8 protein-coding genes are annotated in these 12,564 nt (G+C 56.2%); 3 read left to right on the top strand and 5 right to left on the bottom strand.

What is annotated here, in order from left to right; genetic code table 11:
* Positions 1–13: 13 nt before the first annotated feature.
* From FF011L_RS08520 to FF011L_RS08505, 4 genes are all read right to left on the bottom strand, one after another.
* Positions 14–1,774, bottom strand: coding sequence for a polyprenyl synthetase family protein (locus FF011L_RS08520; protein WP_145355135.1), 1,761 nt, complete (start codon positions 1,772–1,774; stop codon positions 14–16).
* Positions 1,775–2,002: 228 nt separating this feature from the next.
* The gene (locus FF011L_RS08515) at positions 2,003–4,084 is read right to left on the bottom strand and encodes a prenyltransferase/squalene oxidase repeat-containing protein (protein WP_145351204.1); all 2,082 of its coding nucleotides are present in this window, start codon (positions 4,082–4,084) and stop codon (positions 2,003–2,005) included.
* Positions 4,084–5,223: an endonuclease/exonuclease/phosphatase family protein gene (locus tag FF011L_RS08510; protein ID WP_246109818.1), complete on the bottom strand. Its 1,140-nt coding sequence runs from the start codon at positions 5,221–5,223 to the stop codon at positions 4,084–4,086. The genes FF011L_RS08515 and FF011L_RS08510 overlap by 1 nt, the downstream gene beginning before the upstream one ends.
* A gap of 70 nt (positions 5,224–5,293) precedes the next feature.
* Positions 5,294–6,643 (bottom strand): Gfo/Idh/MocA family protein, encoded by a 1,350-nt coding sequence (locus FF011L_RS08505; RefSeq protein ID WP_145351203.1) that lies wholly within the window; start codon positions 6,641–6,643, stop codon positions 5,294–5,296.
* Positions 6,644–6,921: 278 nt separating this feature from the next.
* Here FF011L_RS08505 and FF011L_RS08500 point away from each other — a divergent pair, with 278 nt between their 5' ends.
* Complete coding sequence (locus FF011L_RS08500) at positions 6,922–8,064, top strand: glycosyltransferase family 4 protein (protein ID WP_145351202.1); 1,143 nt, start codon at positions 6,922–6,924, stop codon at positions 8,062–8,064.
* A gap of 791 nt (positions 8,065–8,855) precedes the next feature.
* On the opposite strand, the gene FF011L_RS08490 is transcribed toward FF011L_RS08500, so the two are convergent.
* The gene (locus tag FF011L_RS08490) at positions 8,856–9,956 is read right to left on the bottom strand and encodes a 3-oxoacyl-ACP synthase III (protein WP_145351201.1); all 1,101 of its coding nucleotides are present in this window, start codon (positions 9,954–9,956) and stop codon (positions 8,856–8,858) included.
* Positions 9,957–10,368: 412 nt separating this feature from the next.
* Between FF011L_RS08490 and FF011L_RS08485 the strand changes: the two genes are divergently transcribed.
* Positions 10,369–11,118, top strand: a complete 750-nt coding sequence (locus FF011L_RS08485; RefSeq protein WP_145351200.1) for a gamma-glutamyl-gamma-aminobutyrate hydrolase family protein — start codon at positions 10,369–10,371, stop codon at positions 11,116–11,118.
* A 294-nt stretch (positions 11,119–11,412) separates the two neighbouring features.
* Entirely contained in the window at positions 11,413–12,093 is a 681-nt protein-coding gene (locus FF011L_RS08480; RefSeq protein ID WP_218933087.1) for a CDP-alcohol phosphatidyltransferase family protein, read from the top strand.
* The last annotated feature ends 471 nt before the right edge of the window (positions 12,094–12,564 follow it).

Below are 12,564 nucleotides of genomic sequence, written 5' to 3'. Positions count from 1 at the left end.
TGTCGGTTAATGATTAGACAGTGCCAAGCGTGCTGATATTGGTCAGCGGAATGTCGGGCGTAGTAGGTTCGCTAGGCCGTTCGAGAACGGTATCGACCAGGAAGTAAAACAGTCTTCGCAGCGGTTCACTTTCCAGTCCGTCGGCGACCTGTTCAGCGCGAGCCTGATGCTTGTCGACCAACCGAGCCGCCGCATCAAATGCTCCGGAGGAGCGATACAGTCGACGCACGGTCGCAATCCGTTCACCCGCACTAAGAGTCGAATCCTTGGCAACCGTTGCCAGCAGTTCTTCCTGACCCGCAGGATCGAGGGCTTCGAGTGCCAGTGCCCACAGGATGGTCGGTCGGCCGCCCAAAACGTCTCCGCCGGCGATCAGTTTGTTATCGCTATCGCCGTTCCAGTCCCCCAGATCATTTAGGATCTGAAACGCGACTCCCATATTCCTGCTAAAGGTTCGAATGGCGTCCACATATTCCGTCGCGTCACCCGCCATTCGGATTCCGCTGTAGAGGGCCGCTTCAAAAGCAGGAGAGGTTTTCAGTGCGTAGACCTTCAGTGCGTCAATCGGCTTCAAACGTTTATCCAACGAGTCTCGCCAAATCAATTCGGCCCCCTGCCCTTCTGAAAGCCGCATGTGAGCAGCCGCCAGATTATCAAGCAGATCGGCCGCGGTGTCGGCGCCCAAGCTGGCAGCTTCTCGGCTGACCAATCGGTAGCCCATGCCGATCAAGTAGTCTCCAACGTTAATCGCGGTCGCCAAACCGTGGCGATGATGCAGGGCCGGTTGTCCATACCGGAAACTATCATCGTCTTGGATGTCATCATGAACCAAGCTGGCTTTGTGGAAGCTTTCGATCGACATTGCCGCCCGGCGAACGCTATCGGAAATCTCCGTCGTCGCTTCAGCCCCCTCAGGCCCGGTGCAACGGTCTCCGCTTAATGCATCGTACGCGGCAAGCGTAATAAACGGACGGGAGTGCTTTCCGCCGCGGGAAAGAAAATCGTAAGCGATCGCTTCTGTCGCCGCGATCGGATCGATCCCGGCCAATGGCGAATCCCCATCGGGAATCACAATCGGATCTTTTGATCGTTGCGGCGGGACGATACGCGTCAACGTATCGGGAGTAAAAAGATCGGCGGCAGCCCGCATCAGATGCACATAAGAGCGAGTCTTGGCGACTGCGGGACGGTACTCCGTCCGGATCATGTCTGCGACCCAGGGTTCATCCACACTGGTATTGCGACAGTCGCTGCTTAGCAGGGGAACCGCCATGCAGGGAATACCTGCCAACAAGATTTTGTCGATCGCTTTTTCCAGCACGTTCAAGCAGGCCACACCGACAATCGCGTCGACGTACCCGCTGACAATAATTTTCATCACGACGGGCGAGCCCTCGGCCACCAAGACGCGATATCCTTGGGCTTCCGCTTCACTACGAAAATCGGCGATCGAGCAGGCACCGCAGCGTTTGCAGTCCATTCCGAATTGATCGTAATCCGCCGGACAGCCTTCCGCATGTTTCAAGCAGTGGGGCAGCAGAAACAACCGGCGAGAAGGCTCCGTTGCCGCAACAGCGTCTTTCCAGAACGCCGAGCTTAACATCACCATGGCCCAGCCGAGGTAACCTTCGGGCAGCCCTGCGTCTTCCAGGGTACGCCGGGCAACCTGCTCCATTTGGTCCTTGTTCAGAGGGACCGCCTTGTCCAGTTTGGCCGCCACTTCATTGCACCGCTGGCGCAGCGCTTCGCGCTCGGTAAGCGTTTCGGGCACCATCTTCAGGTGGCTGGTTTTACGACGGGCAGTACGAGTCGGCGGAGCAACCGAGGTTCGAGACGAAGCCACGGAATTCGCATCGGTGGAGGGGAGCGGGGCAGTCGACAAGTGGGAGTTCCTCAAAGCGTACGATTCTGTGCGTTTAGAAAACGATTTTGGGGACGCTGCGGTGGGGGAATGCTGCCGCCAACAGGCGATACAACCGGGAGCAATTGGATTTCTAAAGGACTAACATGTTTCCGACGCATTATCATTTGCGGCGTGAAACTTTAGAACCCGGCAAAGTGCGGAGGTCGCAAATACGGCTGGATACATTCTTTCGTGATACCACAATTTGGCAAAGTAAAACCCAATCGGCCAAGCTTCCTGCTCGCGACCCGCCGCCACGGCATCCACCAAAAAGTGAGCCCCCCGCGAGATCACTTGTGGCAACCTTGTCCCCATCATATCCGGATTTTCACCCGTTGTGGGATCGGTTTCGGTTTCCTGCAAGGAAAGGGCCAGATTAGGGTCCTTCTCTGCAACCGCAGCCAATCCTTCCGTGACTACGGCGGTTTCTTCCACACTACTACTGAGCGGAATCCCTTGTCGATTCTCTGTCGCGTACCCACGCGACTTCAGCCAACCACCCAGCGAGGGGCCCCCTCCCCAACCTCCGTCGGGGTTCTGTTGATCGACCAGAAACTGAACCGCTTTCTGCACCACCGCCGGCCGCTCTCGTTTCCCTTCGGCATACGCCAGCAAAACTCGGCCAGTCCCGTAAAACGGGTTTTCTTCATTTGGCAGATCCTGGTTGCCAAACCACAAAGGAAGCCACCTGCCATCGGCTTGCTGCTGACGTTCCAAAAATTCAAATCCCTTATCAATCGCTTTGTCGACTCGCTGTTTCAAATCAACGTTGCTGGCCGCCGTCGATTCTGCCGCGAAAAGTTTCGTCAGCGCCCGAATCGCATGAGCCGTCAAATCGACGCTGCTGCGATCGAAAGGCAGTTTCCCCCATCCACGGCAGAAGGTTGGCCAACCGCCATCTCGATTCTGCAGTTTCAGCAACCATTCGGCCCCCTCAAGACTCGCCCTTTCGATGTCGGCTTTGCGATCCTCCGCGGCACCCAACGGTTTGGCTCTACCCAAACATGACAACAGAGCGAGCATTGCCCCCGGCGTGTCATCGCCATCGGGAACCGCACCGCTCAAATCACTCCAGCCCCATCCCCCGGGTGAAGCCCCGGTGAACGGATGCCGTTGGCGATGTTGGCAACTCAGATGCCAGTCGATCAACTCTTGTGAACACCACGAATCGTCCGCCCCTTCCAACTGCAGCGTTTCGGTCTCTGCCAAAGCGAACATCGATAGCGAACTAACCCACGTGGCAAGGTTCGTATCGATCGGCCAACTACCGTCCTCCAGCACACTTCGTTCAAGAAATTCAATCGCTCGTCGTGCGACCTGACAATCGGCTCGATCGGTTGCTGCCAGACTCATCAGAACAAACGCAGTCAGCGGAGTCGCTTCCAGGTAGCCTCCACTCGCCGGCTGCATCGATTCCAGAACACGCATTGTTTTGGGAACGGCGGCGGCTCGTATCGCTCGAATCGGCAAAAAAGCGGGCGGCCCCTGGAAATGTCGTGCCTGCCCGATCGCAACAAGTGCAGGGATCGCATAACTAACAACCGGCATCTGCAAGAACCGGTACATCGACTGCGGAAACAGGGCGGCTTCGAAAGGAAGTCGAGGAACCTCTTTCCAAGGGACCATGCCAGCGATCGCACAATTGGTCAGGATCGGAACAACAAACGTTTTGTCGGTCCCGTAACGGGCTCGCAGACCGTCAATTTCTCCGGACACCTTCAGGTAGGATTCGGCCCGTGAGATCCGCAGTGCGTCCCCGGATGCATCGTCGCCACTGACATCTTCCTGCGCAGAACCATTCGTCGAGAAACCGGGACCGGACAGATAGGGACTTGCCAAGCGGAACGCCGCAACCGCAAGGTAGGTTGTTGCGATATTGGAATGGCTTCGATCGGTGTCGCCGAAACCTCCGTCGGCATTCTGCGCGGTTCGCAGATAGCCGATCCCGCGTTGCACCAACGCCTGCAGACCGGTTGCCTGCTGGGTGTCGGTACCGGTTGAACGGAGGACTGCGGCAATCGCGCTGACGGCGGTCGCGGTCGAAAGAGCCGATGGGGACAGCCAACCGACCCAGTGCCCTGACGGGGTTCGTTCTGCCAGCAGGTTGGTTCGCAGTTTCTGTAAGGTGTGCTTCAAATTCGGCGATGCCCCCGAAGCTAAAGGACTGTTTGGGTCATGCATCATTTTTCGTTGGGTTTAAACTCTTCAGCAATCTCGTTGGGTATTTCCGAGCCATCGGTCTGGAGTTCTCGTTCGATAATTTCATCGCGAAAATTCTCGTCTTCGGCTTCGCTCTCTAAAGGAGCTTGCTCATGCTGGTGGACCGGATCGTACTGAAGTTCCGCTAATATGGGAAAGTGATCCGAGCCTACATAGCCCAGCCGCTGCACGCGGCGCAAGCTGAATTCCCTGGAATGAAAGACATGGTCAAGCGGGAAACGAAACCACCAATGGGCGGCATGAAAACTATTAAAAAAACCACGTCCGCGGCGTGGATCCAGCAACGAACTTCGTTTCAGAAAAAGTCGCGTCGTCGCCGACCAAGCCACATCGTTTAAATCGCCGGCGACAATCGCCGACAGACTAGCCTCCTGCAATTCCTCGGCCAGCAGGACCAGTTCCGCATCCCGGTGCGACGACGAATTATTACGAAGAGGTTCGGGTGGGCGGGGATGGACGCCACAAATTCGAATGATCTGGCCGCAAGACATTCGGGCGTGCACATGAATCGAGGGGATGTCCGACTGCACGAGAAATCGGACCTCGCTTGATTCCAAGGGAAATCTGGAAAAGAGAGACATCCCGTACCAGTTTTCCTGCGGCTGAAGCACCTGATAAGGGTAATCCGAGAAATGGCCTGAAACCTGATCCACCCAGCGTTGGTTGGTCTCAATTGCGATCACAACATCCGGGTCCGCTTGGCGAACCGTTTCCAGCCACAAAGAGTGCTGCTCATTTTCCATTTCGACATTCGACACCACCACTCGAATCGTACGACGATCATCGGGTCGTCGGGTTCGCAACACCTGCCGCGGCGCAAGCGGCGTGTAAGCAAAGATGCGGAAGGTATGCAAAGCAATCAAACTGCTAGCCGTCACGACAACCGCGACATCAACCGTCCGCCAAAGGTTCCCCAACTGCCATCCACACACCAAGTAGATGGCCAGAATCAGGATTGCCAAAAGAACAATTTGCAGGCGAGGAAAATCCCAGCCGCGAATGAACCAGTGCGGGTGTCGACTTAAATTGACAAGAGTCCCTCCCACCAAGCAGGTAAGGAGGGCAACCATTGTCCATTGCAGACCGATCAACAAATTCATCCGCGCTTCACTGTGGGGAGAAAAACCGTGACCAAAAGGGGACGAATTCACACGCAAGCATGATCGATGCCTAGCCTAAGGACCAGCCCTCACGTGGTTCACGGCGGAGGAACGGATTCGCTTCAGGTACCCCTGGGCACTCCATACGTTTCGGGTCCCAGCTGATTTTCTTGCCGACTCGATAAGCGACATTCCCTAGATGGTTGGCTTCGGTCAAAGGCCCTGCATAGGAGAACGGACTGGCCGTCTGTCCTTCGCCCAAGCAAGCGTTCAACCATTCTTGGTGATGACCAGGAGAATCGGGAACAAACGGGGCGGGTGGCTGGAAATCGGTAAAATTGGCTTCGGGCAACAGTACGTGCTTTCCATAATCGGATAACAACATCCCCTTGGAACCGACAAACAAAACGCCGCTGCCCCACTGTGGGATCGCTTTCTGTTTCCACAATTCCGGTTTGTCGGTCCCCTGGTACCAACTCAGTTGAACCGGTGGCATGTCGCCTCGGGCGCCATACTCGTAAACCGCAGTCATCGATGCGGGAGCAATTTCGGGATGCGGCGGCAAGCCGAAGGCTTCGATGGTTTTCGGCGCATCCAACTTCAGCGCCCAGTACGGCAGATCATTCCAGTGACTGCCAAGGTCCGACATGGTTCCGTTTCCAAAATCCCACCAGCGATACCAATTGGGGCCGGGGAAGTAAGCGGAATTGTAGGGCCGATTCGGAGCTGGCCCCAACCACAGGTCCCAGTCAAAGTAATCCGGTGGCGTCATCGCTTCCGTCGGACGGGCATCGATGAACAGACGGTCTTTGTGCTTCGCCGCGTCCTCCTTGCTTTGCAATCCCCATGCCCTGGAAACCCAAACGTGTGCTTCGCTAACGTCACCGATCGCGCCGCTCTGGATCAATTCCACGACTCGATGGTAATTGTTGCCAGCGTGGATCTGAGTTCCCATTTGCGTCACGACTCCAGCTTCCGCTGCAGCCTCGGTGACTCGGCGAGTCTCGGCGACGTTGTATGCCAAAGGTTTTTCGCAGTAGACATGTTTTCCCAGCAGCAGGGCAGGCATCGTCGCGTAGGCATGCGTGTGCTCGGTAGTGCTGACCACAGCGGCGTCGATTTGATTGCCAACCGCGTCGTACAGTTTCCGAAAATCCTGAAATCGCTGCGCCTTCGGATGCCGTTCGGCCATTCGGTCGGTCGCTCGCGAATCGACGTCGCAAACCGCGACAACATCAACCTGCCCCGAAGAGGTGATCGCTGCCAGATTCGAACCACCTCGACCACCAACCCCAATAAATGCGACGCGAAGCCGGTCATTGGCTGCCGCTTGCAGTGCACGGCTTCCGACCACGGCGGTTGCGGCAACGCCGCCGGCAAGCAGTGCCTGACGGCGATTCAAAAGATTGGGTTGAGGCATGTTTGTGCTCCTAGGAGGGAAGGATGAAGGCAGGACCACTATTGTAATGCGGCGCGAGCCGCTTTAGGGGCATGACCAATAAAATCGCTTTAACCCGAAGAAGACCTACCAATCGACCGGTTTGGGCTCCGCTTGCCGCAGGAATTTTCGGTTTCGTGAATATACTTAGATTCATTCTTGAAGCTCTCGTCCGTCGAACGACATCCCCCCGCTTGGCGTCGACCGAATCCGTAAGATTTGAGCGAGGATAATTTTTTCGCCTGCTATTCGCTTGGTCCATGTCCAACACGCCCCCCAAAGTCGCTCTGCTACACGAATGGTTTGATTCCTATGCGGGATCCGAACGTGTTGTTGAGCAGATGCTGGAGGTCTTTCCGCAGGCGGATCTATTCGCACTATGTGATTTCCTCAAACCAGAGGATCGCGAATTCCTAAAGGGACGCGAGGTGACGACCTCGTTCATGCAACGATTGCCGTTTGCCAAACGGACCTTTCGAGGTTTTCTGCCGCTGATGCCGTTGGCCGTCGAGCAGTTCTGTTTTGACCCGTTTGACGTTGTCCTTAGCAGTAGTCACTGCGTGGCACACGGAGCCCTCACCCGCGCCGATCAATTGCACATCAGTTACGTCCACAGTCCGATTCGCTATGCCTGGGATTTGCAGCACCAATACCTGCGGGAAAGCGGGCTGTCCTGGGGTATCCGGTCGATGATCGTTCGTATGATCTTGCACTACATGAGACTTTGGGACCGGACCGCCGCCGATCGCGTCGACCACTATGTTGCCAATTCGCACTACGTCGCCAAACGTGTTCAAAAAACCTACCGGCGTCCCTGCGAGGTCATCTACCCACCGGTCGACGTGGAAGCGTTTCCACTGCAAACCGAAAAGCAGGACTACTTCCTAACAGCTTCCAGACTGGTTCCCTACAAGCGAGTCGACATCGTTGTCGAAGCTTTCCAGAAACTGCCCAAGCAACGCTTAGTGGTTGTCGGCGATGGCCCCGACATGGAAAAAATCAAACGTTTAGCAGGAAGCAATGTGGAGTGTGTCGGTTACCAATCCCACGCGGAACTGCGTCAGTGGATGCAAGGGGCCCGCGCGTTCGTGTTTGCCGCGGATGAAGATTTTGGAATCACCCCCGTCGAAGCCCAAGCATGCGGCACCCCCTGCATCGCTTACGGAGTGGGCGGGTCCCTGGAAACCATTGCATGCGGTCAAACCGGCCTGCACTTTCCACAGCAAACGGCCGACTCGGTCGTCGACGCGATCGAAAGGTTCGTTAAAGATCCTAACCGGTTCGAACCCGAACGGATCCGCCAGCACGCGGAGCAATTTTCGGCGTCTCGTTTCCAACAACAGATGCAAGCGTTCGTTCACGACCGCTGGCAAGACCATCAACGATCGATGTCACTGAGTTAGTCAAGCAAGAAGAGGAAACCGAGCAAGCGTCCTGCCGCTATCGATCACTTCAGCGACTCAGGCAGGCTGGTGACTTAGCGATGGTCGCCTTTCGCTTCCGATTGAAACGGCAGTGAATCAGGCGACGGGGAATGCTAGGCGGGAGTTTCAGGATGCTGTTTCTTCCAGTGCTTAAACGCTGGGCCCACTCGATTCATTGGGATCCAACGACCGCGCGTTTTGCTTTCACTTTGCAAAAGCGTTTCCGGAGCAATTTCCCCCCGCTCAATCCTCACCAGAAGATCCGGTTCATTGAGCGGACCTACGGCTCGAGCTTTCCCAAACCAGCCCTTCTTCAAGAAAAACCAATCGGTCGACATTGTTCGTCCCTTCACTTAGTGGAACTTTGGAGCAGCCTGAAGCGGCAACCTTCGAAAAGGACACATGCAGAAGTTGACCAGACTGCACTGGAACCCACCCCTTTGGAACCGAATCGACGGTTATGCCCCCCACTCGCTAGGATCCAACAACTCTTATTGTAGAACCAATTAGGAGCCCAAAGGTATCGTAGCCGCAATAAAAACCACCCGAACCGGAAACAAACACCCCAAAAGGGGCCGATTCCGCCGAAAACGGACCTCCGGCAAGTGACGCGTTCAGGCAGACACCTGAACCGGGGCGGTTCCCTTTCAACCGATCGGTTGTGGCGAAGCCGACGCGAGCGACGCGTCGGCAAACAGCCTTGCGGCCGATCGCCCAAACCCGGCACCTTCGTTTGGCGGCATCATCGTCTGGCGGCATTGCCTGCTGGTTTACTCTGCGAGAAAGACCGGTTCGCTTTCTGGCAGGTTGCCAGCAACAGGCGTCGTTCCCCACTCGCACCCCAGCATCACGCTGTTGATGCCCGAGCCGATTCCAAACATCCCGACACGTTCTCCGGCTTGGATCTGATTCCAATGGGCGCCGGCCGCCACCGAAAGCGGCAATGCCACCGATCCGGTGTTTCCCAGCCAACCGAAGGTCGCCACGTCGCGGTCGACAGGCAACCCCATCGCCTCCAGCATCAAAGCCCGATGTTTCCCGCCGACTTGATGGCAGACCGAGCGATCTATCGAATCGCTGGCCCAACCCCCGGCCGCCTGAAAACTTTTGAAAGCGGCCGCCCCGGTCGCCACCCCTTCAATCAATAAACGCTCAGAATCGGTTTCCATCAATGGAGCCATCCCGGCTCCTGCCGAATCTTGATCACTCCGGCAGAGGTCGTGAAACTGCGTGCGAGCCTTGGCGACGGCAAACTTAAGCTGGCTACCTTCGGGGGCAAGGTCACGATGCGAGAGCAAAAAGGCACAGCTACCGGAACCGATCGTCAACGAGGCAAACGCTGGCTTGACCGACTTTCGCGTCAGCGATGTGTCTCCGTTCAAGTGAGCGATCGTTTGCTCTAGCAGCGGGCGACTGTTTTCTGTCCCCAGCACGATTCCAGCTCGGATCGCCCCGGCTTGGATCAAATTGGCAATCTGCACGACCCCATTCAACAGCCCCAGACAAGCATTGGAAACGTCGTACACCCAGCAGTCCTCCCCCAATCCCAATCCATGGTGAACGCGGGATGCGGTGGCCGGTTCTAAGAAATCGCGACAAACACTGGCGTGGATCAAACAGCCGATCTCCGCAGGTGCGATTCCCGACGCCTCGATCGCTGCCAGGCCGCTCTGAATACTTGGCTCGCTCGGTAGCGTCCCGGCATCCCATACACGCCGTTCATGGATCCCGCTCATCAGGGCAAGACGCCCTTCCGGCAGCTTTAAACGCTCATAAAGAGGCCGCAAAAATTGCTCCAGCTGCTGACTGGACCAGACTTCAGTGGGGAGCGTCGCTCCGATCGAAGCGAACGAAACCTTGTCAAAATGCATGATTCAAGAAACAGGATGGAGTTGCGGGAGGCCAGATCGACTGATCTGGGACCTAGTTTACCGCCCGCGGGCTCCTTACCGAACCCGCTGTCCCCCATTTCGAGATCGCCAAACCGCACACATTTCTTTGCTAGCAAACGTGATTTATCTTTGCTAGCACCAGGGACAGGGCTAGCAAAGCAGCCTTTCAACAACATACCTGTTTATTGTTGCAGACTGAAAGTGTGGCGGTAGAGTCCACGCATCTTTGAGACGGCCACGGAGGCCAACTTGATGATCGATACCGTATTTATGCACGGAACGTCAATTCGAATCGGACGCGAATCGGCGGGTGAACATAGATATGGCCAAACGGTATAGGGCGCCCGCCCTCTAGTCATTTTCGAACGTACTGTCTGACGAGGAACTTCAGATGTCGTTGAAGCCTATCATTGGTTTGAATGCGGATTTCAGAAACGAAGCACGCTCCACCCCGGCGTTCTCGTTTTTGGCAGCAGGTTATTTTCAGTCGGTAATCAAGGCTGGAGGCGTGCCCGTCATCCTGCCCCCATTACAAGACGAAGAATCGATCCAGACCGCACTGGATGCGATGCATGGATTTATTTTGATCGGTGGCGGCGATCTTGATCCCCGCAACGACGGATTCATGAAACACCCCAGCATTCGTGAAATGGCTCCAAAGCGTGAGCGATTCGACCGCATGTTGATGGCTGAAATTTCCGAGCGACGGTTGCCCGTGTTCGGAATTGGCGCAGGAATGCAATTATTGAACGTCAACGAAGGAGGGAATCTGTTCTTCCATATTCCCGAAGACTTGCCTGACGCGGTCCCCCACCGCGATGCTCAGGACCTAAATCATCGCCATAGCCTTGATGTCGAATCCGATTCATTGGTCGGACGCGTCTTTGGCGATGGCGAAATTCGCGTTAGCAGCCGCCATCACATGGCGATCGATGAAGTGGCCGCCGGTTTCCGAGTCACCGCACGTTGCCCAGACGGCGTAATCGAGGCAATTGAGTCAGAAATGATGGATTGGTTTGCTTTAGGAACCCAGTTCCACCCTGAATCAGGAGCCGCATCGGCTCTGGACATTCGTATTTTTGAAGAATTCATTGATGGAGTGCGAGAACGAGCCGAGAACGAACTGCGATTGGTCGCATAGTTTGCTTGATCCCGCGTAAACGCAATCTCCCAAACGGTAACGGACTCTGCCGCTTGATTGCAGGAAGCAAATTTGGGAGCTGAACCGTCTGGCGAAGGATCGCTGGATTCGATGGCATGGATGCATGGGACCGAAGGATCGGGCCCAATAGAAGGTGATGGAATACAAAACTCCCGGCCGTGCGTTAGGCTCACTAAACGCACGGCCGGTTTTTTATGCGCCTCGCGAAACATTGGTCGGGAATGGGCTCTGAGGAAGGTAAGCACCAACCTTCCCGTCCACGGAAACCCGACCATGTCCGCAAGAATCTCTCATAGCCTGCTGGACCCACACATTGGTCCACGTTTGAGCTCTCTTTATCAGTGGATGCCTATTCCACGTTGGTTTCCGCCAGAGGGAATCGTCGCCTGCGGCCACCTATCAGCGATCGCCGGTGCCATCGGCCTTGGTTTATCAACGCAGTTCGCTTGGGGCGGGCTGCTAGCCGCGGCAGGCATTGTCGGAAACCACGTTGCCGACTGCGTCGACGGCAAACATGCACGCGCCACCGGACAATGCCGCAACGGCGGAGAACTGCTAGATCACTTCACCGACCCACTTTCCTTCAGCTACTGGCTGATCGGATTGGCGGTCGCTTGCGGACAATTGGAATGGGGCCTGGCGGCGGTCACGATCCTGATGGCCATGGCCGTGCTGACAAACATTCGCGCAAAACTGACCGATCAATTTGTCCTAGCATCCTTCGGCCCCACCGAATTCAAGACTCTTCTCGCCACCTTTGGGATCCTCTTGACCATAGCCAGTTTCGGCTGGCTAGGAACCATCCTGCCGATTCAATTGGCGACGGTAGGCCTAACAGGGTTGGTCCTGTTCGGAGCCCTATTGCTGCCGATTCAGCTCTACCAAGCGGTCATAGAAGTCAACCGATCGGGCAAGCAACCCGACACCAGTGAGTGGAAACAAGGGGATGCTTGATTCGCATGTTTAGAAGACGCCGGATATCCTGCTGGAGTATTCTCAGCCCGGAGGGCGACAGAACATCTGCCTCCGGCGCACCGCTCTACAGATTCTGCCGCCCTCCGGGCTAAAGGTTCACTTCGCATCGAACCGGTGGTTTACACCACCGGCAAGTATCTGCCGCCCTCCGGGCTAAAAGCACCGCACTCAGACTCGGATGGGCAGGGCTGAAATCTATAAATGACGAAGGTGCAGTCGTTGACAAGTCTACATTGGCCGAGTGAACACGTAGCCCGGAGGGCGGCAGATACTTGCCGGCGGCGTCAGCCGCCGGATACCCTGCTGGAGTATCCTCAGCCCGGAGGGCGACAGAACATCTGCCACCGGCGCACCGCTCTACAGATTCTGCCGCCCTCCGGGCTAAAGGTTCACTTCGCATCGAACCGGTGGTTTACACCACCGGCAAGTATCTGCCGCCCTCCGGGCTTA

Origin of the sequence: Roseimaritima multifibrata, from assembly GCF_007741495.1 — a bacterium.
Classification (GTDB): domain Bacteria; phylum Planctomycetota; class Planctomycetia; order Pirellulales; family Pirellulaceae; genus Roseimaritima; species Roseimaritima multifibrata.
Note: the sequence above shows the minus strand (reverse complement) of the source record. Positions and strands in the feature narration are given on the sequence as shown.